This is a genomic window from Aquamicrobium sp. LC103, from assembly GCF_001014615.2.
Classification (GTDB): Bacteria; Pseudomonadota; Alphaproteobacteria; order Rhizobiales; family Rhizobiaceae; genus LBCQ02.
Window position 1 is genome coordinate 58632 of sequence record NZ_LBCQ02000004.1, and the last position, 23338, is coordinate 81969.

Annotated in this window: 24 protein-coding genes; 23 read left to right on the forward strand and 1 reads right to left on the reverse strand. The window is 65.4% G+C overall.

All coding sequences use genetic code 11. From position 1 onward, the window contains the following. The first annotated feature begins 24 nt into the window (after positions 1–24). Entirely contained in the window at positions 25–1278 is a 1254-nt protein-coding gene (gene ilvA, locus XW59_RS09030; protein ID WP_047144633.1) for a threonine ammonia-lyase IlvA, read from the forward strand. 46 nt (positions 1279–1324) lie between these two features. Here the strand turns inward: ilvA and cbiB are convergent, their stop codons facing one another. After that, complete coding sequence (gene cbiB, locus XW59_RS09035) at positions 1325–2293, reverse strand: adenosylcobinamide-phosphate synthase CbiB (RefSeq protein ID WP_047144634.1); 969 nt, start codon at positions 2291–2293, stop codon at positions 1325–1327. Between cbiB and cobD the strand changes: the two genes are divergently transcribed. The 22 genes from cobD to XW59_RS09145 all read left to right on the forward strand — a co-directional run bounded on the left by cobD (position 2292) and on the right by XW59_RS09145 (position 23332). Then, a complete protein-coding gene (gene cobD, locus XW59_RS09040; RefSeq protein WP_047144635.1) occupies positions 2292–3323 on the forward strand; it encodes a threonine-phosphate decarboxylase CobD in 1032 nt (343 codons plus the stop codon). The two genes, cbiB and cobD, sit on opposite strands and share 2 nt — an antisense overlap. Positions 3324–3345: 22 nt before the next feature. Then, entirely contained in the window at positions 3346–3864 is a 519-nt protein-coding gene (locus XW59_RS09045) for a protein-tyrosine-phosphatase (RefSeq protein ID WP_047144636.1), read from the forward strand. A 229-nt stretch (positions 3865–4093) separates the two neighbouring features. Continuing rightward, positions 4094–4459: an NADH-quinone oxidoreductase subunit A gene (locus tag XW59_RS09050; RefSeq protein ID WP_047144637.1), complete on the forward strand. Its 366-nt coding sequence runs from the start codon at positions 4094–4096 to the stop codon at positions 4457–4459. Next, the gene (locus tag XW59_RS09055; RefSeq protein WP_047144638.1) at positions 4450–5031 is read left to right on the forward strand and encodes an NADH-quinone oxidoreductase subunit B; all 582 of its coding nucleotides are present in this window, start codon (positions 4450–4452) and stop codon (positions 5029–5031) included. Before XW59_RS09050 ends, XW59_RS09055 begins: the two co-directional genes overlap by 10 nt. 15 nt (positions 5032–5046) lie before the next feature. Next, entirely contained in the window at positions 5047–5649 is a 603-nt protein-coding gene (locus tag XW59_RS09060) for an NADH-quinone oxidoreductase subunit C (protein WP_047144639.1), read from the forward strand. 49 nt (positions 5650–5698) lie between these two features. After that, positions 5699–6058 (forward strand): four helix bundle protein, encoded by a 360-nt coding sequence (locus XW59_RS09065; RefSeq protein ID WP_281406225.1) that lies wholly within the window; start codon positions 5699–5701, stop codon positions 6056–6058. Between the two features lie 72 nt (positions 6059–6130). Next, on the forward strand, positions 6131–7321 hold the full coding sequence (locus XW59_RS09070; RefSeq protein WP_047144641.1) for an NADH-quinone oxidoreductase subunit D: 1191 nt from the start codon (positions 6131–6133) through the stop codon (positions 7319–7321). Further along, on the forward strand, positions 7322–8599 hold the full coding sequence (locus XW59_RS09075) for an NADH-quinone oxidoreductase subunit E (protein ID WP_047144642.1): 1278 nt from the start codon (positions 7322–7324) through the stop codon (positions 8597–8599). An 11-nt stretch (positions 8600–8610) separates the two neighbouring features. Next, entirely contained in the window at positions 8611–9915 is a 1305-nt protein-coding gene (nuoF, locus tag XW59_RS09080) for an NADH-quinone oxidoreductase subunit NuoF (protein ID WP_047144643.1), read from the forward strand. Between the two features lie 76 nt (positions 9916–9991). Beyond that, positions 9992–10645 carry a hypothetical protein gene (locus XW59_RS09085; protein WP_047144644.1) on the forward strand — a complete coding sequence of 218 codons (654 nt, stop codon included), beginning with the start codon at positions 9992–9994 and terminating at the stop codon, positions 10643–10645. A 29-nt stretch (positions 10646–10674) separates the two neighbouring features. Continuing rightward, positions 10675–10962 carry a pentapeptide repeat-containing protein gene (locus XW59_RS09090; protein WP_246666045.1) on the forward strand — a complete coding sequence of 96 codons (288 nt, stop codon included), beginning with the start codon at positions 10675–10677 and terminating at the stop codon, positions 10960–10962. Then, entirely contained in the window at positions 10962–13043 is a 2082-nt protein-coding gene (gene nuoG, locus XW59_RS09095; RefSeq protein ID WP_047144947.1) for an NADH-quinone oxidoreductase subunit NuoG, read from the forward strand. The genes XW59_RS09090 and nuoG overlap by 1 nt, the downstream gene beginning before the upstream one ends. Positions 13044–13054: 11 nt before the next feature. Beyond that, positions 13055–14098 carry an NADH-quinone oxidoreductase subunit NuoH gene (gene nuoH, locus XW59_RS09100; protein ID WP_047144645.1) on the forward strand — a complete coding sequence of 348 codons (1044 nt, stop codon included), beginning with the start codon at positions 13055–13057 and terminating at the stop codon, positions 14096–14098. 2 nt (positions 14099–14100) lie between these two features. After that, a complete protein-coding gene (locus tag XW59_RS09105; protein WP_047144646.1) occupies positions 14101–14292 on the forward strand; it encodes a hypothetical protein in 192 nt (63 codons plus the stop codon). A gap of 2 nt (positions 14293–14294) precedes the next feature. Then, positions 14295–14786, forward strand: a complete 492-nt coding sequence (gene nuoI / locus XW59_RS09110; RefSeq protein ID WP_047144647.1) for an NADH-quinone oxidoreductase subunit NuoI — start codon at positions 14295–14297, stop codon at positions 14784–14786. Between the two features lie 128 nt (positions 14787–14914). Further along, positions 14915–15535, forward strand: coding sequence for an NADH-quinone oxidoreductase subunit J (locus XW59_RS09115; protein ID WP_047144648.1), 621 nt, complete (start codon positions 14915–14917; stop codon positions 15533–15535). A 2-nt stretch (positions 15536–15537) separates the two neighbouring features. Further along, positions 15538–15846: an NADH-quinone oxidoreductase subunit NuoK gene (nuoK, locus tag XW59_RS09120; RefSeq protein ID WP_047144649.1), complete on the forward strand. Its 309-nt coding sequence runs from the start codon at positions 15538–15540 to the stop codon at positions 15844–15846. Between the two features lie 7 nt (positions 15847–15853). After that, positions 15854–17842 (forward strand): NADH-quinone oxidoreductase subunit L, encoded by a 1989-nt coding sequence (gene nuoL, locus XW59_RS09125; protein WP_047144650.1) that lies wholly within the window; start codon positions 15854–15856, stop codon positions 17840–17842. 3 nt (positions 17843–17845) lie between these two features. Then, positions 17846–19351, forward strand: coding sequence for an NADH-quinone oxidoreductase subunit M (locus XW59_RS09130; RefSeq protein WP_047144651.1), 1506 nt, complete (start codon positions 17846–17848; stop codon positions 19349–19351). 18 nt (positions 19352–19369) lie between these two features. Further along, complete coding sequence (gene nuoN, locus XW59_RS09135; protein ID WP_047144652.1) at positions 19370–20806, forward strand: NADH-quinone oxidoreductase subunit NuoN; 1437 nt, start codon at positions 19370–19372, stop codon at positions 20804–20806. A 7-nt stretch (positions 20807–20813) separates the two neighbouring features. Continuing rightward, a complete protein-coding gene (locus XW59_RS09140) occupies positions 20814–21638 on the forward strand; it encodes a biotin--[acetyl-CoA-carboxylase] ligase (RefSeq protein WP_047144653.1) in 825 nt (274 codons plus the stop codon). A gap of 23 nt (positions 21639–21661) precedes the next feature. Then, positions 21662–23332, forward strand: a complete 1671-nt coding sequence (locus XW59_RS09145; RefSeq protein WP_047144654.1) for a ribonuclease J — start codon at positions 21662–21664, stop codon at positions 23330–23332. The last annotated feature ends 6 nt before the right edge of the window (positions 23333–23338 follow it).

Genomic DNA, 23338 nt, shown 5'->3' on the forward strand with positions numbered 1-23338 from the left:
GCGCAGTGAATACGGAGCAAGATAATGAGCGGCTTTCCCGAAGGCGTGGTCAGGGCGGCGGAAGCCATGCGCGGCCTGTTTCCGGAAACGCCGCTGCAGAGGAACGATTATCTCTCGGCCAAGACCGGCGCGCGGATTTTCCTGAAGCGCGAGGACCTTACGCCCGTCCGCTCCTACAAGATACGGGGCGCCTTCAACTTCTTCCGCAAGGCGCTGGCGGCGGATGCGGGACTGGAGACCTTCGTCTGCGCCTCGGCCGGCAACCACGCCCAGGGCTTCGCCTTCGTGTGCCGGCATTTCGGCAAGAAGGGCGTGGTCTTCATGCCGGTGACGACGCCGCAGCAGAAGATCGACAAGACGCGCATGTTCGGCGCCAGCCATGTCGAGATCAGGCTCGTCGGCGACTTCTTCGACGACTGCTATGCGGCCGCGCTCGCCTTCGCCGAGGAGAGCGGCGGGCTGATGGTGCCGCCTTTCGACCATCGGGACATCATCGAGGGCCAGGCGACCGTCGCGCATGAGATTTCAGCGCAGCTCGCGGGCGAGGATGCCGATATCGTGGTGCTGCCGGTCGGCGGCGGCGGGCTCGCGGCCGGTGTGACGCGCTATCTGGGCGAGCAGGGCGAGGCGCCGCGCTTCGTCTTCGCCGAGCCGGCCGGGGCGCCAAGCCTGAAGCAGAGCCTGGCGCAGGGCAAGCGCGTGCGGCTCGCCAGCCTCGACAATTTCGTCGACGGCGCGGCGGTCGGCGAGATCGGCCGCGAGAATTTCCGGCTGCTGAAGGAGTTCGGCGAGGACAGCGTCCGGCTGGTGCCGGAAAACCGGCTGTGCGCGACGATGGTCGAAATGCTCAACGTGGAAGGGGTGGTGCTGGAGCCGGCCGGCGCGCTGGCGATCGACGCGCTCAAGGATTTTCCGCGCAAGGAGCTGAAGGGAAAGACGGTGGTGCTCGTCGTCTCGGGCGGCAATTTCGACTTCGAGCGGCTGCCGGACGTGAAGGAGAGGGCGCTGCGCTTCGAGGGGCTGAAGAAGTATTTCGTCTTCCGTTTTCCGCAGCGGCCGGGCGCGCTGCGCGATTTCCTGACGCTGCTCGGCCCCGATGACGACATCGTGCGCTTCGAGTATCTGAAGAAGTCGGCGCGCAATTTCGGCTCGGTGCTGATCGGCATCGAGACGAAGGATGCGCGGAATTTCGAGACCCTGCGCAAGCGCTTCGCCGAAGGCGGCTGGGCGCATCAGGACATAACCGAGAACGAGACGCTGGCGGGGCTGATCATATGAGCGGCGCGAGGCAGCCGTGAGACCCGGTCGGCGGGCAGCGGACCGGCTAGAGCGCCATGACGAGCGACGCAACGAGACCGGCGAGCGCGATCAGCAGATTGTCGGCCATGTAAAAGAGGCGCAGCGCGCGGCGAATGTCGCTCGCACCCGCTTCGCGCCTGCCGCCTTCGCCCATCGTCGCGTCGTCGACCAGTTCGCCGCCGTAGTGACGCGGGCCGGCAAGGGCGAGACCGAGCGCGCCGGCCATCGCCGCCTCCGGCCAGCCGGCGTTCGGCGAGCGGTGCTTTCCGGCATCGTGGCGAACCGCGCGCCAGGCGTTTTGCGGCGAGGCGCCGCGGACGAAGAAGGCTGCGGCCACCAGAAGCAGTGCGGTGAGCCGCGAGGCGGGCAGGTTTATGATGTCGTCGAAGCGCGCGGCGGCGCGGCCGAAGGCCTCGTGGCGCGGCGTGCGGTGACCGATCATGCTGTCGGCGGTGTTCGCCGCCTTGTAGACGGCGATGCCGGGCAGCCCGCCGACCGCCAGCCAGAACGCCGGAGCGACGACGCCATCGGAAAAGTTTTCCGCCAGGCTCTCGATCGCCGCGCGCGAGACGCCGGCCTCGTCGAGCCTGTCGGGGTCGCGGCCGACGATCATCGAGACGGCGCTGCGGCCGGCGGGCAGGCCGCCCGCGTCGAGCGCGTCGGCAACCGCGCGGACGTGCGAGGCGAGGCTTCTCTGCGCGATCAGGCTGCTGGCGAGGAGGGCGACGAGGACGAGGCCGATCGCGCTCGCGCCCAGCGCCAACTGGAGGACGAGGCCGGCGATGCCCGAAACGGCGAGGAGGACGACGAGCGCGCGAATGCCGGCCTGTCTTCTCGCTTCGGGCTCGGCGTCGTCGCGGTTCCAGCGCGTGTCGAGCGCGGAGACGAGCCTGCCGATCCAGACCACCGGATGGCCGATGGCGCGAAAGACGACGTCGGGATAGCCGACGGCTCTTTCGATCAGCAGCGACAGGAAGGCGAGAAGAACTGACATGGCGCAAGCAGTAAACGGAATCGAGGAGGTGACGGATCATGGCGGGAATTTGGGCGCCGCTTTGACGCTCTTTCCCGATGCCCCGAAGCCCTGGGTCGATCTCTCCACCGGCATCAATCCGCACTCCTATCCGGTTTCAGACATGCCCGCCAGCGTCTTTGCGCGGTTGCCGGAGCCGTCACGGGCGTTGGAGTTGCAGGCGGCGGCCGCCGCCGCCTATGGCGCGCCGTCGGGAAGACACGTCGTCGCCGCGCCCGGAACGCAGATATTGATGCCGCTGGTCGCGCGGCTCGTGGCACCGGGCAGGGCGCGCGTGCTGGCGCCGACCTATGCCGAGCACGCGCGCTGCGCGGCGCTTGCCGGCCACGCGGTCGAGGAGGCGGCAAGCCTCGGCGACCTCGAAGGCGCCGATCTCGCGATCCTCGTCAATCCGAACAATCCGGACGGCCGCGTGGCGCGCCGAAAGGACCTGCTCGAACTGGCGGGCACGATGCGCCGCAGGGGCGGGATCCTGGTGGTCGACGAGGCGTTCATGGATGTCGGCCCGGCGGACGACAGTCTCGCCGGACATGTCGGGGAGGGCGGCCTGGTCGTGCTGCGTTCGTTCGGAAAGTTCTTCGGCCTTGCCGGAGTGCGTCTCGGCTTCGCGCTCGCCAACGAAGTCGTCGTGCGGCGGTTGCGCGCCGAACTCGGTCCCTGGGTGGTGTCCGGTCCGGCATTGGAGATCGGGCTTGGCGCGCTCGCCGATCCGGCGTGGCAGGCGGATATGAGGGAAAGGCTCGCGCGCGAAGCGTCGGCGCTCGACGTGCTTCTGTCCGCCCATGGGCTGGAGATCGCCGGCGGCACGAGCCTTTTCCGGCTGGCGCGGAGCGCCGATGCACAAAGCCTGTTTGAGCGGCTGGGAAGGCGGGGCATATTGGTGCGCCGCTTCGCGAATCTCGCCGACCGGCTGAGATTCGGCCTGCCCGCCGGCGAAGCGGAGCGGGCCCGGCTCGAGGATGCGCTGACGCAATGGCGCGAAAAAGAATGACCGGAACGGAGATGTGCGTGCGATGATCCATGTGTGTCCACTCTCACAGGTGGCGGCGACGGTCGAATCGACCAATGCCGGCCATCTCGTCACGCTCCTGACCGAGGGCACGCCGTTCGAGCGGCCGGCCGCGATCGAGGCCGGGAATCACCTGAGCCTTGCCATGCACGATATCGTGAACGAGCAGCCGGAGATGGTCACGCCGTCGCTTGCCCATGTCGAGGCGCTGGTCGATTTCGCGCGGGCCTGGGATCGCCGCCGTCCCCTTATCATCCATTGCTTCGCGGGCATCAGCCGGTCGACGGCCGCGGCGCTGATCGTCGCCGCCGCGCTGGAGCCGGAGCGGGACGAGGCGGAGCTTGCGCGCGAACTGCGCCGGCTTTCGCCGTCGGCGACGCCGAACAGCCTGCTGGTCCGACTCGCCGACGGGCATCTGCGGCGCGAGGGGCGCATGATTTCAGCCGTCGAGGCGATCGGCCGGGGGGCGGACGCGTTCGAGGGCACGCCGTTCCGGCTCATGTTGGGCCAGTATCGAAGTTGAATTTCGTTAGCCTTCTTCGGTGAAAGCGGTGCGCTTGCCGGGAATGCGGTAGCAAACGGGTTGGACCAGCCAAGGTTTGACTTGCGTCTGCGGATTGCCTGCGCTAACCCTCGCCGCGTTGCAACATGACCTTTGGCGCACGGCGCCTCCGCCGGATAAACTGTCGCGGTTTCTCTTCACGGTTCGGTGCTATAACCAGGGTTGAGCGGCAGCCAACGGAAAGTGGAACATGAGCGAACTTCTCAGCTCCTATTTGCCTATCGTAATCTTCATCGGCGTCGCGCTGGTGGTCGGACTGGCCTTGCTGGTCGCCCCGTTCCTGGTGGCCTACCGCAACCCCGACCCCGAGAAGCTTTCAGCCTATGAGTGCGGCTTCAACGCGTTCGACGATGCTCGAATGAAGTTCGACATCCGCTTCTACCTGGTCTCCATCCTCTTCATCATCTTCGACCTCGAGGTGGCCTTCCTGTTCCCGTGGGCGGTGTCCTTCGGCGATATCGGCTGGTTCGGCTTCTGGTCGATGATGATCTTCCTCGGCGTGCTGACCATCGGTTTCATCTATGAATGGAAGAAGGGAGCGCTGGAATGGGATTGAACGACGGCTCCTCCACCCTTATCGCTCCGAAGCCGAAGGGGATCATCGATCCGAACACGGGCAAACCCGTGGGCGCCAACGATCCCTTCTTCAGCGATATCAACAGCGAGCTTTCCGACAAGGGCTTTCTCGTCACCTCGTCGGAGGCGCTGATCACCTGGGCGCGCACCGGCTCGCTCATGTACATGACCTTCGGCCTCGCCTGCTGCGCGGTCGAGATGATCCACTCGGCCATGCCGCGCTACGACAGCGAGCGCTTCGGCATCGCGCCGCGCGCCTCTCCGCGCCAGTCGGACGTGATGATCGTCGCGGGCACGCTCACCAACAAGATGGCGCCGGCGCTGCGCAAGGTCTACGACCAGATGCCGGAGCCGCGCTACGTGATCTCGATGGGCTCGTGCGCCAATGGCGGCGGCTACTACCACTATTCCTATTCGGTGGTGCGCGGCTGCGACCGCATCGTGCCGGTCGACATCTACGTGCCGGGCTGTCCGCCCTCGGCCGAAGCGCTGCTCTACGGAATTCTTCTGCTGCAGAAGAAGATCCGCCGGACAGGCACCATCGAGCGCTAGGGCAGGGGAACCATAATGAGCGAAGCCCTCAGGGATCTTTCGAGCTACGTCAGGGAACGGCTCGGAGCGAAGGTGCAGGACGCGGCGATCGCGTTCGGCGAGCTGACGCTCCAGGTCGAGCCCGGCGACATCGTCGACGTGCTCACCTTCCTGAAGAACGACGTGCAGTGTCAGTTCGTCTCGATCATCGACATCTGCGGCGCCGACTATCCGATGCGAGAGAAGCGCTTCGACGTGGTCTACCACCTTCTGTCGCCGCGCCAGAACCTGCGCATCCGGATCAAGGTCCAGGCCGACGAGGAGACGCTGATACCGTCCGCGACGCCGGTCTATCCTGGCGCGGACTGGTTCGAGCGCGAGACCTACGACCTCTACGGCGTCCTCTTCACCGGGCATCCGGACCTGCGCCGCATCCTCACCGACTACGGTTTCGAGGGGCATCCGCTGCGCAAGGACTTCCCGCTCACCGGTTTCTTCGAGGTGCGCTACGACGACGAGGTGAAGCGCGTCATCTACGAACCCGTGGAACTGAAGCAGGAGTTCCGCAATTTCGATTTCCTTTCGCCCTGGGAAGGCACGGACTACGTGCTGCCGGGGGATGAAAAAGCGAAGCAGTGAATAGGAAGTAGCGAATAGCGAATAGAGAAGAGGAGTTAGCAAGACGCCAATCAGTTCATACCGAGACCTGATCGTTTGGAAGGCTGCAATGGAAATCGCAGTCGCGTGCTACGACGTTACAAAACTCTTTCCAAACACCGAAGTCTTCGGAATGACCGCACAGATACGACGGTCTGCCGCTTCGATCCCTGCGAATATCGCGGAGGGACACGGCAGAGAGAGTACGGGTGCCTTCATTCAGTTTCTTCGGGTGGCGCAGGGATCATTGAAGGAGTTGGAGACGCATTTGATCCTGGCTGGACGGGTTGGTCTGCTGAATGACGCAAAAGTGTCGCAGCTTTTGGGCCAAACCGAAGAGATCGGGAAGATGCTCCGATCCCTGGTTCGAAGCTTGCAACAGAAGACATGATGGCACCGATCCTAAATCGTCCCTATTCGCTACTGGCTATTCGCTACTCGCACGATGCCGAAGGCATTTCCCATGGCTGAAACCTCCGTCCGCAACTTCAACATCAACTTCGGCCCGCAACACCCGGCCGCGCATGGCGTTTTGCGCCTCGTGCTGGAGCTGGACGGCGAGGTGGTCGACCGCGTCGACCCACATATCGGCCTGCTGCACCGCGGCACCGAGAAGCTGATGGAGAACAAGACCTACCTGCAGGCCGTGCCCTATCTCGACCGGCTCGACTATTGCGCGCCGATGAACCAGGAGCATGCCTTCGCGCTTGCGGTCGAGCGGCTGCTCGACATCGAGGTGCCGAAGCGCGGCCAGCTGATCCGGGTGCTCTATTCCGAGATCGGCCGCATCATGAGCCACATCCTCAACGTGACGACGCAGGCCATGGACGTCGGCGCGCTCACCCCGCCGCTGTGGGGCTTCGACGAGCGCGAGAAGCTGATGGTGTTCTACGAGCGTGCGTCCGGTTCGCGCATGCACGCGGCCTATTTCCGCCCCGGCGGCGTCCACCAGGACCTGCCGGAGAAGCTGATCGAGGACATCGGCAGGTGGATCGACCCGTTCCTGAAGGCGCTCGACGATCTCGACGACCTGCTCACCCCCAACCGCATCTTCAAGCAGCGCAACGCCGACATCGGCGTCGTCAGCCTCGAGGACGCCTGGGCGTGGGGCTTCTCGGGCGTGATGGTGCGCGGCTCGGGCGCTGCCTGGGACCTGCGCAAGTCGCAGCCCTACGAGTGCTATTCGGAGCTGGAATTCGACATTCCGATCGGCAAGAACGGCGATTGCTACGACCGCTACCTGATCCGCATGGAGGAGATGCGCCAGTCCGCGCGGATCATGCGGCAATGCGTCGACCTCCTGCTCGGCAAGGAGAAGGCGGGCCCCGTCTCGACCGTCGACGGCAAGGTCGTGCCGCCGAAGCGCGCCGCGATGAAGCGCTCGATGGAAGCGCTGATCCATCACTTCAAGCTCTACACCGAAGGCTATCGCGTGCCGGCCGGCGAGGTCTATGCCGCGGTGGAAGCGCCCAAGGGCGAGTTCGGCGTCTACCTGGTGTCGGACGGCACCAACAAGCCCTATCGCTGCAAGCTGCGCGCGCCCGGCTTCGCGCATCTGCAGGCGATGGACTTCCTTTGCCGCGGCCACATGCTGGCCGACGTCACGGCCGTTCTCGGCTCCCTCGATATCGTGTTTGGTGAGGTCGACCGCTAAATGTCAGTCCGCCGTCTCGCAGAAGCCAGCGTCCAGCCAGCCAGCTTCGCCTTCAACAGGGCGAATGAGGCCTGGGCCAAGCAGACCATCAAGAAATATCCGAAGGGGCGCGAGCAATCGGCCGTGATCCCGCTGCTCATGCGCGCGCAGGAGCAGGACGGCTGGGTGACCAAGGCCGCGATCGAGCATGTCGCCGACATGCTCGAAATGCCCTATATCCGCGTGCTGGAAGTCGCGACCTTCTACACGCAGTTCCAGTTGAAGCCGGTCGGCACCCGGGCGCACATCCAGGTCTGCGGAACCACGCCCTGCATGCTGCGCGGCTCCGAGGCGCTGATGGATGTCTGCAAGCGCAAGATCCATCCCGAGCAGTTCCACGTCAACGAAGCCGGCACGCTTTCCTGGGAAGAGGTCGAGTGCCTCGGCGCCTGCGTGAACGCGCCGATGATCATGGTGTTCAAGGATACCTATGAGGACCTGACGCCGGAGCGCTTCGAGGAGATGATCGACGCGTTCGAGGCCGGCGGCGTCGACGCCGTCGAGCCGGGGCCGCAGGTCGATCGCTTCTTTTCCGCGCCGATGACCGGGTTCACGGCGCTCGTCGACGAGAAGTCGGTGCTGAAATCGGGTCGCAACGACGCCAAGGCCTCGGCCAAGGCGAAGGAAGGTCCGGTCGCGCCGTCGAAATCGGCCAAGCCGAAGACGGACGCGCCGGAGACGAACCCGGCGATCAAGTCGCCTTCCAGGGCGAAGGTCAGTCCGGCGAAGGAAGCGGCCGCGAGCGTGAAGGCGCCCAGGGAAAACGGCGTCGCGGCAGACAAGGCAGAGCCGACGGTCGAAAAGGCCGACAGGCAGCGCAAGCATTCGGGCAAGCCCAAGGAAGCGAAGTCGGCTTTCCATGCGCCGGAGACGCTGCATGGCGAGCCGATCGGCGCCGACCGCAAGCGGCTCTCCGGCAAGGCGAAGGCGGGCGGCGACAAGGCGCAGCCGCTGCTTTCCGACAAGAACCGGCCTTCGGGCATCGAGAAGCCGGCCGCGGTCGACGACCTCAAGCTGATCTCGGGCGTCGGCCCGAAGATCGAGGGCATCCTGCATTCGCTCGGCATCTACACCTACGCGCAGGTCGCTTCCTGGAAGAAGGCCGAGCGCGAGTGGGTCGACGGGTATCTGCGTTTCCACGGCCGCATCGAGCGTGAGGACTGGATCAAGCAGGCCAAGGCGCTCGCCAAGGGCGGCGAGGCCGAATACATCCGCGTCTTCGGCAAGACGCCGCGTTGAGGAGTCTTTGAATGCTTCAGGACAAAGACCGCATCTTCACCAATATCTACGGCCGCTTCGACAAGTCGCTGAAAGGCGCGATGGCGCGCGGCTCGTGGGACGGCACGGCCGGCATCATCGCCAAGGGCCGCGACTGGATCATCAACGAGATGAAGGCGTCGGGCCTGCGCGGGCGCGGCGGCGCCGGCTTCCCGACCGGCCTGAAATGGTCGTTCATGCCGAAGGAGAGCGACGGGCGTCCGCACTACCTCGTCGTCAATGCTGACGAATCGGAACCCGGCACCTGCAAGGACCGCGAGATCCTGCGCCATGATCCGCATACGCTGGTCGAGGGCTGCCTGCTCGCCGGCTTCGCCATGGGCGCGCATACGGCCTATATCTATGTCCGCGGCGAGTTCGTCCGCGAGCGCGAGGCGCTGCAGCGCGCCATCGACGAGGCCTATGACGCCGGATTGCTGGGCAAGAACAACAAGAACGGCTGGGATTTCGACGTTTTCGTTCACCATGGCGCCGGCGCCTATATCTGCGGCGAGGAAACCGCGCTTCTGGAAAGCCTCGAGGGCAAGAAGGGCCAGCCGCGCCTGAAGCCGCCGTTCCCGGCCAATGTCGGCCTCTATGGCTGCCCGACGACGGTCAACAACGTCGAGTCGATCGCGGTGGCACCGACCATCCTGCGCCGCGGGGCCGCCTGGTTCTCGTCCTTCGGACGTCCGAACAATGTCGGCACCAAGCTGTTCATGCTGGTCGGCCACGTCAACACGCCGTGCACGGTCGAGGAGGAGATGGGCATCACCTTCCGCGAGCTGGTGGAGAAGCATGGCGGCGGCGTGCGCGGCGGCTGGGACAATCTGCTGGCGGTCATTCCCGGCGGCGCGTCGTGCCCGGTGGTGAAGGCCGAGGACATCATCGACTGCCCGATGGATTTCGACGGGCTGCGCGAGGTGAAGTCCTCCTTCGGCACGGCCGCGGTGATCATCATGGACAAGTCGACCGACATCGTGAAAGCGATCGCGCGGCTGTCCTACTTCTTCAAGCACGAGAGCTGCGGCCAGTGCACGCCGTGCCGCGAGGGCACGGGCTGGATGTGGCGCGTGATGGAAAGGCTGGTGCGCGGCGAGGCGCAGAAGCGCGAGATCGACATGCTGCTCGACGTCACCAAGCAGGTCGAGGGCCACACGATCTGCGCGCTGGGCGACGCGGCGGCCTGGCCGATCCAGGGCCTCATCCGCAACTTCCGCCCGGAGATCGAGCGCCGCATCGACGAATTCAGCCGCAACGCGCACCGCGCCGAGCCGGCGCTGGTGGCGGCGGAATAGAAGCACGAGAAGGCGCATGCGCCTGAAGGAAACGGCCTGACGCAGGGGCTTCGGCCCCGACGGAAAGATGCCAGAGATGAAAGAGTACGAAGAGATCGCCAAAGCCTATCGGGGCCTGATGCCGCAGGAGGTCGCCTCCGCGGCGAACCTGCTCGCGCATCCGCTCGCGGGCGCGGCCGCGTTCGGCGCGCTCGGCCTCGGCATTGCGAGCCACGCCTTCGGTCTCTGGCTGGGAACGATGGCGGGAGCCGCCGAAACGTCCCGCAGGATGCTTTCCGATCTCTCCCACGGCGAGGCGGAGCGCGGCGGGAAGGCCATGCCGCGACTGAAGCTCGTTTCTTCGCGCGAGATGCCGGAGAAGGCCAGCCCCGTGCGGTCCGGCGCCGCGGCGAGGAAGGCCGCGGGTTCCCGGGCGGTGAAGGCCGTCGAGAAGCCGGCCCCGAAGCCCGCGCGCAAGGCGCAGGCTTCCAGGCAGAGCGGGCCAGCCAGGCCCAAGGCGATCGACAAGCCGGCCGCGCCCGACGACCTGAAGGCGATTTCCGGCATCGGCCCGAAGCTCGAAAAGGTGCTGAACGGCCTCGGCATCTGGAGCCATGCGCAGATCGCCGGCCTTTCGGCGGGCGAGAAGGCGTGGCTGGACGAGCATCTCGGTTTTTCGGGCCGCATCGAGCGCGACGACTGGACCGGGCAGGCGGCGATGCTGGCACGCGGCCGGGCGGAAGGGAAGTGACGGTGATGGAAATCCACGAGACACGCGATGTGCTCGACGTGCGCGACGCCACCGTGGCCAATTCGCGCTTCGACGACGTCAACCTGTCGAACACGCATTTCCGCAACGTGAATCTTTCGGCGAGTGCGTTCGAGAAGGTTCTGCTGAGCAATGCGCGCCTGGTGGACGTCAATCTCTCGGGCGCGCTGTTTTCGGACGTGAACATGAGCAATGTGAAGATAGTGAATGCGCAGATCGCCGGAATGACAATCAACGGCGTCGGCGTGAACGACCTGTTTGCTGCATATGAGGCGGCCAAGCCCGCCGGGGGCGAATGATGGCTATACTGAAGGTAGACGGCAAAGAGATCGAGGTTCCCGATCACTACACGCTGCTGCAGGCGGCGGAGGAGGCGGGCGCGGAAGTGCCGCGCTTCTGCTTCCACGAGCGGCTGTCGATCGCCGGCAATTGCCGCATGTGCCTGGTCGAGGTGAAGGGCGGACCGCCCAAGCCGGCCGCGTCCTGCGCCATGGGCGTGCGCGACCTGCGCCCCGGCCCGAACGGCGAGCCGCCGGAGGTGTTCACCAACACGCCGATGGTCAAGAAGGCCCGCGAGGGCGTGATGGAGTTCCTGCTGATCAACCATCCGCTCGACTGCCCGATCTGCGATCAGGGCGGCGAATGCGACCTGCAGGATCAGGCGATGGCGTTCGGCGTCGACGCCTCGCGCTATCACGAGAACAAGCGCGCGGTGGAAGACAAGTATATCGGTCCGCTGGTCAAGACGATCATGACGCGCTGCATCCACTGCACGCGTTGCGTCCGCTTCACCACCGAGGTGGCTGGCATTTCCGAGCTCGGGCTGATCGGCCGCGGCGAGGATGCCGAGATCACCACCTATCTCGAGCAGGCGATGACGTCGGAGCTGCAGGGCAACGTGATCGACCTGTGCCCGGTCGGCGCTCTCACCTCCAAGCCCTATGCCTTCCAGGCGCGCCCCTGGGAGCTGACGAAGACGGAATCGATCGACGTGATGGACGCGGTCGGCTCGGCGATCCGCGTCGATTCGCGCGGCCGCGAGGTCATGCGCATCATGCCGCGCGTCAATGACGAGGTGAACGAGGAGTGGATCTCCGACAAGACCCGCTTCATCTGGGACGGCCTGCGCTCGCAGCGCCTTGACCGGCCCTATATCCGCAAGGACGGGCGTCTGGCGCCGGCGAGCTGGCAGGAAGCCTTCGCCGCGATCAAGAGCGCCGTCTCCGGCACGACGGGCGATCGCGTCGGCGCGATCGCCGGCGATCTCGCGACCGTCGAGGAAATGTACGCGCTGAAGGCCCTCATGCAGTCGCTCGGCTCGGCCAATATCGACTGCCGCCAGGATGGCGCGGCGCTCGATCCGGCGGCGGGCCGCGCGAGCTACATCTTCAATCCGACGATCGACGGCATCGAGGACGCCGACGCGCTGCTGATCGTCGGCGCCAATCCGCGCTTCGAGGCCTCGGTGCTCAACGCACGCATCCGCAAGCGCTGGCGGGCGGGCAATTTCCCGATCGGCGTGATCGGCGACATGGGCGACCTGCGCTACGACCATGAGATGCTGGGTGCGGGCACCGACACGCTGCAGCAGCTCGCCGACGGCGAAGGCAGGTTCTTCTCCGCGCTGAAGAAAGCGAAGCGGCCGATGATCATCGTCGGCCAGGGCGCGCTCGCCCGCAGGGACGGCAAGGCGGTGCTGGCGCTGGCCGCCAAGATCGCCGACGGCGTCGGCGCTGTCTCGGCCGACTGGAACGGTTTCGCCGTGCTGCACACGGCGGCGGCGCGCGTCGGCGGCCTCGACGTCGGCTTCGTGCCGGGCGAGGGCGGCAAGGACGCGGCCGGCATGATGGGTGCGCTCGACGTGCTCTTCCTGCTCGGCGCCGACGAATTCGAGATGTCGAAGATCGGCCAGGCCTTCACGGTCTATATCGGCAGCCATGGCGACGCCGGCGCGCACCGCGCCGACGTGATCCTGCCGGGCGCGACCTACACCGAGAAGTCGGGCACCTACGTCAACACGGAAGGACGGGTGCAGATGGCGAATCGCGCCGGCTTCGCGCCGGGCGAGGCGAAGGAGGACTGGGCGATCCTACGCGCGCTTTCAGACGTGCTCGGCCACAGGCTGCCGTTCGATTCGCTGCCGCAACTGCGCGCCAAGCTCCACGCGGACCACCCGCATCTCGCGGCCGTGGACCACATCAAGCCCGGCGAAGCCGGCGATATCGCCGCGCTTGTGAAAAAACCGGGCAAGCTGGACAAGGCACCGTTTGCATCGCCGGTCAAAGACTTCTATCTGACGAACCCGATCGCGCGGGCCTCCGCCGTCATGGCCGAATGCTCGGCCCTGGCGAAGGGCGGCTTCAAGCAGGCAGCCGAGTAGGGGCGGGGCTGATGGAATCCTTTTTCGCATTTTACGTCTGGCCGGCGCTTATCATCCTCTTGAAGTCGGTCCTGCTGATCGTCGTCCTTTTGATCCTGGTCGCCTATCTGCTCTATGCCGACCGCAAGATCTGGGCCGCCGTGCAGCTTCGCCGCGGCCCGAACGTGGTCGGCCCCTGGGGCCTGCTGCAGGCCTTCGCCGATCTCCTCAAGTTCGTCTTCAAGGAGCCGGTGATCCCGTCCGGCGCCAACAAGGGCGTGTTCCTGCTCGCGCCGCTGGTCTCGGCGGTGCTGGCCATCTCGGCCTGGGCCGTCATTCCGGTCAGCGAGGGATGGGCGATCGCCACGATCAATGTCGGCATCCTCTACGTCTTCGCCATCTCCTCGCTCGAGGTCTATGGCGTGATCATGGGCGGCTGGGCGTCGAACTCGAAATATCCGTTCCTCGGCGCGCTGCGCTCCGCCGCGCAGATGGTGTCCTACGAGGTCTCGATCGGCTTCGTCATCGTCACCGTGCTTCTGTGCGTCGGCTCGCTGAGCCTGATCGACATCGTGCTGGCGCAGCGCGACGGCCTCGGCACCACGCTCGGCCTGCCCAACTCGTTCCTCGACTGGCACTGGCTGGCGCTGTTCCCGATGTTCGTCATCTTCTTCATCTCGGCGCTGGCCGAGACGAACCGCCCGCCCTTCGACCTGGTGGAAGCCGAGTCGGAGCTGGTCGCCGGTCACATGATCGAATACTCGTCGACGCCGTTCCTGCTGTTCTTCCTCGGCGAATATGTCGCGATCGTGCTGATGTGCGCGCTCGCCACGATCCTGTTCCTCGGCGGCTGGCTGCCGCCCTTCGACTTCGCGCCGTTCACCTGGGTGCCGGGCGTGATCTGGTTCGTGCTGAAGGTGTGCATGATGTTCTTCATGTTCGCCATGGTGAAGGCGTTCGTGCCGCGCTACCGCTACGACCAGCTCATGCGCCTTGGCTGGAAGGTCTTCCTGCCTATTTCCCTGTTCATGGTCGTCGCCACCGCGGCCTTCCTGAAGCTGTGGGAGCTCGCATAGGCATGAGCGCGAACCTGATCGGCGCAATCGTGGGACTGGTGGTCGCGGCGGCGGATTTCCTGCTGCTGCGCCTGCTCGCCTCGCGCGTCGATCTGCCCGAGACCAAGCGGGTCCTCCACATAACCGGGCTGAGCCAGTTCGTGCTGCTGCCGGCCATCGGCTACTTCGTAGCCCCGTATTTCACCGGAGAATGACGATGTCAGCTCTCGCGCAAGCCGCAAAATCCCTGCTCCTTTCGGAGTTCGTCGGCGCGTTCCTCCTCTCCATGCGCCAGTTCTTCGCGCCCAAGGGCACGCTGAACTACCCGCACGAGAAGGGGCCGCTTTCGCCGCGCTTCCGTGGCGAGCACGCGCTGCGGCGCTATCCCAACGGCGAGGAGCGCTGCATCGCCTGCAAGCTGTGCGAGGCGATCTGCCCGGCGCAGGCGATCACCATCGAGGCCGGCCCGCGCCGCAACGACGGCACGCGGCGCACGGTGCGCTACGACATCGACATGGTGAAGTGCATCTATTGCGGCTTCTGCCAGGAAGCCTGTCCGGTCGATGCGATCGTGGAGGGGCCGAATTTCGAATTCTCGACGGAGACCCGCGAGGAGCTCTACTACGACAAGGAAAAGCTTCTCGCCAATGGCGACCGCTGGGAACGCGAGATCGCGCGCAACATCGCCCTGGACGCGCCTTATCGGTGAGCCGGGCAAGAGTGGACGGGCCGGAAACGCTCGTCTAAGAGACACACGGCGCGGCGACCGGAGGCGGTCGCTTCGTCGAATTGGGGACAGGGCGGGCGTCCGCTTCCCAGGAGAGATCGGGTGAACCCATGCTGACAGGACTCGAGGCGATATTCTTCTATCTGTTCGCCTTCATCGCGGTCGGATCGGCCTTCATGGTCATCTCGGCGCGCAATCCCGTGCATTCCGTGCTGTTTCTGATCCTCACCTTCTTCAACGCGGCCGCGCTCTTCCTGCTGACCGGCGCCGAATTCCTGGCGATGATCCTGCTGGTCGTTTATGTCGGCGCCGTGGCGGTGCTGTTCCTTTTCGTCGTGATGATGCTCGACGTCGATTTCGCGGAATTGAAGCACGGCGCGCTGCAATATGCGCCGATCGGCGCGCTGGTCGGCCTGATCCTCGCGGCGGAGCTGATCGTGGTGCTGGGCGGCTACACATTCGCGCCGCAGCTCGCCAGCGACATCGCGCAGCCGATCCCGCCGATCGCCGAACGGCACAACACCGCCGCTCTCGGCGACATTCTCTACACGGACTACGTCTTCTTCTTCCAGATCGCCGGCCTGATCCTGCTCGTCGCCATGATCGGCGCGATCGTGCTGACGCTGCGCCACAAGCCGAACGTCAAGCGGCAGGACATCTCCGCCCAGGTGCGGCGGACGCCCGAGACGGCGATCGAGGTCAAGAAAGTCGAAACGGGCAAGGGCATCTGACGATGGAAGTTGGCATCGCGCACTATCTCACCCTGTCGGCGATCCTGTTCACGCTCGGCGTGTTCGGCATCTTCCTGAACAGGAAGAACGTCATCGTCATCCTGATGTCGATCGAGCTGCTGCTGCTCGCCGTCAACATCAATTTCGTGGCCTTCTCGGCCGCGCTGGGGGATCTGGTCGGCCAGGTCTTCGCGCTGTTCGTTCTGACCGTGGCGGCCGCAGAGGCGGCGATCGGTCTTGCAATACTCGTCGTCTTCTTCCGCAACCGCGGGTCGATCGCGGTCGACGACGTCAATATGATGAAGGGCTGAGCGGATCATGTATCACGCCATCGTCTTCCTTCCGCTTCTCGGCTTCCTGATCGCCGGCCTGTTCGGCCGTGCGATCGGGGCGAAGGCGTCGGAATATGTCACCTCCGGCTTTCTGGTCATCTCGGCCATCCTCTCCTGGGTCGCCTTCTTCACTGTGGCGCTCGGCGAGACCGAGGCCTTCACCGTGCCGGTGCTGCGCTTCATCCAGGCGGGCGGGCTCGACGTCTCCTGGGCGCTGAGGATCGACACGCTGACGGCGGTGATGCTGGTCGTGGTGAACACGGTCTCGGCGCTCGTCCACATCTATTCGATCGGCTACATGCATCACGACCCGCATCGGCCGCGCTTCTTCGCCTATCTGTCGCTGTTCACCTTCGCCATGCTGATGCTGGTGACGTCCGACAACCTCGTCCAGATGTTCTTCGGCTGGGAGGGCGTGGGCCTCGCCTCCTACCTGCTGATCGGCTTCTGGTACAAGAAGCCGTCGGCGAACGCGGCGGCGATCAAGGCCTTCGTGGTCAACCGCGTCGGCGATTTCGGCTTCCTGCTCGGCCTGTTCGGCGTCTTCGTTCTGTTCGGGTCGGTCAATTTCGACACGATCTTCGCCAATGCGGCGGCGATGATCCCGGCCGAGGGCGCGGAGGCTTCCAGCGAGGCGGTGTTCAACTTCCTCGGCTACGCGCTCAACAACCAGACGGCGCTGACCGTCATCTGCCTGCTGCTCTTCATGGGCGCCATGGGCAAGTCGGCCCAGGTGCCGCTGCACACCTGGCTGCCGGACGCGATGGAAGGCCCGACGCCGGTTTCGGCGCTGATCCACGCGGCGACGATGGTGACCGCGGGCGTGTTCATGCTGGCGCGGCTGTCGCCGATCTTCGAATTGTCGCACAGCGCGCTGCTGGTCGTGACCTTCGTCGGCGCCTTCACCGCCTTCTTCGCGGCGACCGTCGGCCTCGTCCAGAACGACATCAAGCGCGTCATCGCCTATTCGACCTGCTCGCAGCTCGGCTACATGTTCGTGGCGCTCGGCCTCGGCTTCTATTCGGCCGCGATCTTCCACCTCTTCACGCATGCCTTTTTCAAGGCGCTGCTCTTCCTCGGTTCCGGTTCGGTCATCCACGCCGTCTCCGACGAGCAGGACATGCGCAAGATGGGCGGCCTCAGGAAGCTGATCCCGGCCACCTACTGGATGATGGTGATCGGCACGATCGCGCTGACCGGCGTCGGCATTCCGGCGACGATCATCGGCACGGCCGGCTTCTTCTCCAAGGACGCGATCATCGAGGGCGCCTTCGTCGGCCACAACGCGTTGGCGACCTTCGCGTTCATCCTTTTGACGATCGCGGCGGTGTTCACCAGCTTCTATTCGTGGCGGCTGATCTTCATGACCTTCCACGGCAGGCCGCGCGCCTCGGCCGACGTCATGCACCACGTGCATGAATCGCCGCCGGTGATGCTGGTGCCGCTCTTCATCCTGGCGGTCGGCGCGCTGTTCGCCGGCTTGGTCTTCCACGACTGGTTCATCGGCCACCACTATGACGAGTTCTGGAAGGGCGCGCTCTTCACGCTGCCGGACAACCACATCCTGCACGAGTTCCACGACGTGCCGATGTGGGTGAAGCTGGCGCCGTTCCTGGCGATGCTGATCGGCTTCTTCGTCGCCTACCAGTTCTACATCCGCTCGCCGGAGACGCCGAAGCAGCTCGCAGCGCAGCACGAGGGCCTCTACCGGTTCCTCCTGAACAAGTGGTATTTCGACGAGCTCTACGACTTCCTGTTCGTCCGGCCGGCCATGCGCCTCGGCCGCTTCCTCTGGAAGAAGGGCGACGGCGCGATCATCGACGGGCTCGGCCCGGACGGGATTTCGGCGCGCGTGGTGGACGTCACCCAGCGGGTCGTGAAGCTGCAGACCGGCTATCTCTATCACTATGCCTTCGCAATGCTCATCGGTGTGGCCGCGCTCGTCACCTGGATGATGCTCGGGAGTTCGTTCTAGACCATGACCGACTGGCCTATTCTCTCGACCGTCACGTTCCTGCCGCTGGTCGGCGCGTTCCTGATCCTGCTGATCAGGAACGACAACGAAGCCGCGGGCCGAAACATCCGCAACGTCGCGCTTCTGACGACGGTGTTCACCTTCCTGCTTTCGCTGTTCATCTGGATCGGCTTCGACAATTCCGAGCCCGGCTTCCAGATGGTGGAGAAGATGGAGTGGCTGGATTCCGGCATCTCCTACCACATGGGCGTCGACGGCATCTCGATGCTGTTCGTCATCCTGACGACCTTCCTGATGCCGCTCTGCATCCTGGCGAGCTGGGTGGCGATCGAGAAGCGCGTCAAGGAATACATGATCGCGTTCCTGATCCTGGAAACGCTGATGATCGGCGTGTTCTGCGCGCTGGACATCGTGCTCTTCTACGTGTTCTTCGAGGCGGGCCTCATCCCGATGTTCATCATCATCGGCGTGTGGGGCGGCAAGCGGCGCGTCTATGCGAGCTTCAAGTTCTTCCTCTACACGCTGCTCGGCTCGGTCCTCATGCTGCTCGCCGTGATGGCGATGTTCTGGCAGGCCGGAACCACCGACATCCCGACCCTGCTGCAGCACGATTTCCCGGTCTCGATGCAGACGTGGCTGTGGCTCGCCTTCTTCGCCTCCTTCGCGGTGAAGATGCCGATGTGGCCGGTGCATACCTGGCTGCCCGACGCCCACGTCGAGGCGCCGACGGCAGGCTCGGTGATCCTGGCGGGCATCCTCCTGAAGATGGGCGGCTACGGTTTCCTGCGCTTCTCGCTGCCGATGTTCCCGGACGCCTCGCTCTATTTCCAGCCGCTGGTCTTCACGCTCTCCGTCATCGCCATCGTCTACACCTCGCTGGTGGCGCTGATGCAGGACGACATGAAGAAGCTGATCGCCTATTCGTCGGTCGCCCACATGGGCTACGTCACGATGGGCATCTTCGCGATGAACGCGGAAGGCATCCAGGGCGGCATCTACCAGATGCTGTCGCACGGCCTCGTCTCGGGCGCGCTGTTCCTCTGCGTGGGCGTGGTCTACGACCGCATGCACACCCGCGAAATCGCCGCCTATGGCGGCCTGGTCAACAACATGCCGAAATACGCGGTGGTGTTTCTCATCTTCACCATGGCCAATGTCGGCCTGCCGGGCACGAGCGGCTTCGTCGGCGAGTTCCTGACGCTTCTCGGCGTCTTCAAGGTCAACACCTGGGCCGCGCTGTTCGCGGCGACCGGCGTCATCCTGTCTGCCGCCTATGCGCTCTGGCTCTACCGCCGGGTGGTGTTCGGCGCGCTGACCAAGGAAAGCCTGAAGGGCATGCTCGACCTTTCGACGCGCGAGAAGGCGATCATCTACCCGCTGGTGCTGCTCGTCATCTTCTTCGGCGTCTACCCGTCGCCGGTGTTCGACGTGACCACCGCGTCGGTGAACGCGCTCATCAACAATGTCACCCTGTCGATCGAGGCCACACAGGCCGCGGCGGCGCAGTAAAGAAGCCCGGATCAGACCATGACGGCAGATCTCTCCACCAGCCTGACCCTTGTGACGCCGGAGCTCATCCTCGCGATTGGCGCGATGGCGTTGCTGATGGTCGGCGTCTTCTCCGGCGAGCGCGCCAACACCACGGTGACCGGGCTCGCGGTCGCGATCCTGATCGGCGTCGGCGGCTGGATGCTGCTCTTCACCGGCCATGGCGAGGCCTTCGGCGGCGCCTTCGTGAGCGATCCCTTCGCGCGCTTCATGAAGCTCCTGTCGCTGCTCGGCTCGGTCGTCACGCTGGTGATGTCGGTCGGCTTCGCGAAGGCGGAGAAGTTCGACAAGTTCGAATTCCCGGTGCTCATCCTCCTGTCGACGCTCGGCATGATGCTGATGATCTCGGCAAACGACATGCTGACGCTCTATCTCGGCCTGGAGCTGCAGTCGCTGGCGATCTACGTGCTGGCCGCGATCAACCGCGACAGCCTGCGCGCCACCGAGGCCGGCCTGAAATATTTCGTCCTCGGCGCGCTCTCCTCGGGCATGCTGCTCTACGGCATCTCGCTGGTCTACGGCTATACCGGCAGCACCAGCTTCGAAACGATCGCGGGCGCGCTTTCGGGCGCCGAACGCCAGCTCGGCCTCGTGTTCGGCCTGGTCTTCGTGCTGGCCGGCCTCGCCTTCAAGATCTCGGCCGTGCCGTTCCATATGTGGACGCCGGACGTCTATGAAGGCGCGCCGACGCCGGTGACGGCCTTCATGGCCGCTGCCCCGAAGATGGCGGCGATGGCGATGCTGGTGCGGGTGACGATGGGCGCCTTCGAGCCGATCGCGCTCGACTGGCAGCAGATCGTGGTCTTCATCTCGATCGCCTCCATGCTGCTCGGCGCCTTCGCGGCGATCGGCCAGCGCAACATCAAGCGGCTGATGGCCTATTCGTCGATCGGCCACATGGGCTATGCGCTCGTCGGCCTGGCGGCGAACACGGAAGCCGGCGTGCGCGGCGTCGCGATCTACATGCTGATCTACCTGGTGATGACGCTCGGCACCTTCGCCTTCATCCTCGCCATGCGCCGCAAGGAAGGGAACATCGAGCAGATCGACGATCTCGCCGGCCTTTCCAACACCAACCCGATGATGGCGACGATCCTGACGATCCTGATGTTCTCGCTGGCCGGCATTCCGCCGCTCGCGGGCTTCTTCGCCAAGTGGTACGTCTTCATGGCGGCGATCAACGCCGAGCTCTACACGCTCGCCGTGATCGGCGTCCTCGCCTCGGTGGTCGGCGCCTACTACTATCTGCGCATCATCAAGATCATGTGGTTCGACGAGCCCGTGGGCGGCTTCCAGCCCATGGCCGGCGAGCTCCGGCTGGTGCTGGGCCTGTCGGGCGCCTTCGTGCTCTTCTATGTGCTGATCGGCGGGCCGGTCGGACGCATGGCGGAAGCCGCGGCCAAAAGCTTCTTCTGACGCCGGAATGGGATTCGCGCTCGCGCCGACGGCAGTCGCGGAAGGATACCGGGTCGAGGCGTTCGCGAAGGTCGGATCCACGAACGCGCTCGCGCTGGAGCGGGCGCAGGCCGGCGATCCGGGCCGCCTCTGGCTCGTCTCGAAGCGGCAGGAAAGCGGCCGCGGACGGCGCGGCCGGGCCTGGGAAACGCCGGAAGGCAATCTTGCCGCCACGCTGCTGCTCGTTCCGGAATTCGAGCTGAAGACCTCCGCCACGCTGGGTTTCGTCGCGGGGCTGTCGCTCGCCGACGCGCTCGACGCGGTGGTGCCAGGCAAGCGGATATCGGTCGGCGTCGACGGCGGCACGCCGCTCGGCGGCGGGCGCTTCGAGCTCAAATGGCCGAACGACGTGCTGGCCGACGGCGCGAAGCTTTCCGGAATATTGCTCGAATCCGCCATGCTCGGCGAGCAGCGCTACGCGCTCGCGATCGGCATAGGCGTCAACGTCGTCGCCCATCCGGAGGGCACGCCCTATCCGACGATCTCGCTGCAGGCGCTTGGCGCCACATGCGACGCCGAGACGCTGTTCCTGGCGCTCTCCGACGCCTGGGTGGAAAACAGCCGGCTGTGGAACGAGGGCAGGGGTCTCGACGCGATAAGGCGGCGCTGGCTGGAGCGGGCGGCGGGGCTCGGCTCCGAAGTCGCCGTGCAAGTGGACGGACGTGTGGTAAGAGGCGTATTCGAGACGATCGACGAGGAATGCCGGTTCGTCATTCGCGAGGAGGACGGCAACAGGATAAGCATCGCCGCCGGCGACGTCCATTTCGGGGCGGTCGCCTCGTCGCGCGGCTAGCATCTATCGGAGAAGGAGAGGGCATGGCGAAGAACGAGGACGCGGAACTGGTCTTCTGCCCCCTGGGCGGCGTCGGCGAGATCGGCATGAATTTCGCCCTTTACGGCCTCGGCCCGGCCAAAGCGCGCGAGTGGATCGTCGTCGATTGCGGCGTGACCTTCCCAGACCTGACGCTGCCGGGCGTCGACCTCGTGCTGCCGGACGCGCGCTTCATCGAGGAGCGCCTCGACCGCCTGCGCGGCATCGTCATAACGCATGCCCACGAGGACCATTACGGCGCGCTGCTCGACCTCTGGCCGAAGCTCAAGGCGAAGGTGTGGATGACGCCGTTCACCGCCGGCCTCATGGAGGCCAAGCGCCAGTCTGAGCCGGGCTCGGCGAAGGTGCCGGTCGAGATCTACCGTGCCGGCGAGCGTTTCCGCGTCGGACCCTTCGACATCGAGGCGGTCGCGGTGACCCATTCCATACCCGAGCCGGTCTCGCTGGCGATCCGCACGCCGCTCGGCACGGTGGTCCACACCGGCGACTGGAAGATCGACCCGGCCCCGACCATCGGCCCGATGACCGACGAGACGCGTTTCCGCGCGCTCGGCGAGGAGGGCGTGCTGGCGCTGGTCTGCGATTCGACCAATGCGATGCGGGAAGGGGATTCGCCTTCCGAGGAGGCGGTGGGCGAGGGGCTGCGCGGCGTCATCGAGGCCGCATCCGGCCGCGTCGCCGTCACCACCTTCTCGTCCAATGTCGGCCGCATCCGCTCGATCGCGGAGGCGGCGCGCGATGCCGGCCGCCAGGTGCTGGTGCTCGGCCGCTCGCTGAAGCGCGTCATCGACGTGGCGACCGAGCTCGGCTATCTCGACGGCCTGCCGGAATTCATCTCGGAGGAGGATTACGGCTTCATTCCGCGCGAGAACCTGGTGATCCTGTGCACCGGCAGCCAGGGCGAGCCGCGCGCGGCGCTCGCCAAGCTCGCGCGCGACGAGATGAAGCACGTGGCGCTGTCGCCCGGCGACACGGTGGTCTATTCCTCGCGCGTCATTCCCGGCAACGAGAAGGCGATCCTGGAGACCAAGAACCTGCTGATCGAGCAGGGCATCAAGATCATCGAGGATACCGACGCGCTGGTGCACGTTTCCGGCCACCCGCGCCGCAACGAATTGAAGCGGATGTATGAATGGGTGCGGCCGCGCATCCTCGTTCCCGTGCATGGCGAGGCGGCGCATCTCGTCGCGCATGGCTCGCTCGGCGCCGGCGCCGGCATTCCGGAAGTGGCGCAGGTGCGCAACGGCGACATGCTGCGCCTTGCGCCCGGCGGCGCGCAGATCGTCGACAAGGTGCCGTTCGGCCGCATCTTCAAGGACGGCAAGCTGATCGGCACCGACCAGGAGATCGGCGTGCGCGACCGCCGCAAGCTCTCCTTCGCCGGTCATGTCGCCGTCAATGTCGTGCTCGACGACCGCTATGAAATCGCCGGCGATCCCGACCTCGTCGCCATCGGCCTGCCGGAGGAGGACGCTGTCGGCGAGCCGCTGGAGGAGATCATGCTGGATGCGGCGATAGGCGCGGTTGAAAGCATCCCCCGGGTTCGGCGAAAAGACCTCGATCTCGTCCAGGAATCGGTGCGCCGCGCGGTACGCTCGGCCGCGAACGATGCCTGGGGCAAGAAGCCGATCGTGACGGTGTTCGTCACGCGGTAGGGTTTT

Excerpts from the sequence above, each read along its gene's own strand:
- ilvA (WP_047144633.1), top strand. The coding sequence starts at position 25 with ATGAGCGGCTTTCCCGAAGGCGTGGTCAGGGCGGCGGAAGCCATGCGC.
- cobD (WP_047144635.1), top strand. The coding sequence starts at position 2,292 with ATGGCGCAAGCAGTAAACGGAATCGAGGAGGTGACGGATCATGGCGGG.
- cbiB (WP_047144634.1), bottom strand. The coding sequence starts at position 2,293 with ATGTCAGTTCTTCTCGCCTTCCTGTCGCTGCTGATCGAAAGAGCCGTC.
- XW59_RS09045 (WP_047144636.1), top strand. The coding sequence starts at position 3,346 with ATGATCCATGTGTGTCCACTCTCACAGGTGGCGGCGACGGTCGAATCG.
- XW59_RS09050 (WP_047144637.1), top strand. The coding sequence starts at position 4,094 with ATGAGCGAACTTCTCAGCTCCTATTTGCCTATCGTAATCTTCATCGGC.
- XW59_RS09055 (WP_047144638.1), top strand. The coding sequence starts at position 4,450 with ATGGGATTGAACGACGGCTCCTCCACCCTTATCGCTCCGAAGCCGAAG.
- XW59_RS09060 (WP_047144639.1), top strand. The coding sequence starts at position 5,047 with ATGAGCGAAGCCCTCAGGGATCTTTCGAGCTACGTCAGGGAACGGCTC.
- XW59_RS09070 (WP_047144641.1), top strand. The coding sequence starts at position 6,131 with ATGGCTGAAACCTCCGTCCGCAACTTCAACATCAACTTCGGCCCGCAA.
- XW59_RS09075 (WP_047144642.1), top strand. The coding sequence starts at position 7,322 with ATGTCAGTCCGCCGTCTCGCAGAAGCCAGCGTCCAGCCAGCCAGCTTC.
- nuoF (WP_047144643.1), top strand. The coding sequence starts at position 8,611 with ATGCTTCAGGACAAAGACCGCATCTTCACCAATATCTACGGCCGCTTC.
- XW59_RS09085 (WP_047144644.1), top strand. The coding sequence starts at position 9,992 with ATGAAAGAGTACGAAGAGATCGCCAAAGCCTATCGGGGCCTGATGCCG.
- nuoG (WP_047144947.1), top strand. The coding sequence starts at position 10,962 with ATGGCTATACTGAAGGTAGACGGCAAAGAGATCGAGGTTCCCGATCAC.
- nuoH (WP_047144645.1), top strand. The coding sequence starts at position 13,055 with ATGGAATCCTTTTTCGCATTTTACGTCTGGCCGGCGCTTATCATCCTC.
- XW59_RS09105 (WP_047144646.1), top strand. The coding sequence starts at position 14,101 with ATGAGCGCGAACCTGATCGGCGCAATCGTGGGACTGGTGGTCGCGGCG.
- nuoI (WP_047144647.1), top strand. The coding sequence starts at position 14,295 with ATGTCAGCTCTCGCGCAAGCCGCAAAATCCCTGCTCCTTTCGGAGTTC.
- XW59_RS09115 (WP_047144648.1), top strand. The coding sequence starts at position 14,915 with ATGCTGACAGGACTCGAGGCGATATTCTTCTATCTGTTCGCCTTCATC.
- nuoK (WP_047144649.1), top strand. The coding sequence starts at position 15,538 with ATGGAAGTTGGCATCGCGCACTATCTCACCCTGTCGGCGATCCTGTTC.
- nuoL (WP_047144650.1), top strand. The coding sequence starts at position 15,854 with ATGTATCACGCCATCGTCTTCCTTCCGCTTCTCGGCTTCCTGATCGCC.
- XW59_RS09130 (WP_047144651.1), top strand. The coding sequence starts at position 17,846 with ATGACCGACTGGCCTATTCTCTCGACCGTCACGTTCCTGCCGCTGGTC.
- nuoN (WP_047144652.1), top strand. The coding sequence starts at position 19,370 with ATGACGGCAGATCTCTCCACCAGCCTGACCCTTGTGACGCCGGAGCTC.
- XW59_RS09140 (WP_047144653.1), top strand. The coding sequence starts at position 20,814 with ATGGGATTCGCGCTCGCGCCGACGGCAGTCGCGGAAGGATACCGGGTC.
- XW59_RS09145 (WP_047144654.1), top strand. The coding sequence starts at position 21,662 with ATGGCGAAGAACGAGGACGCGGAACTGGTCTTCTGCCCCCTGGGCGGC.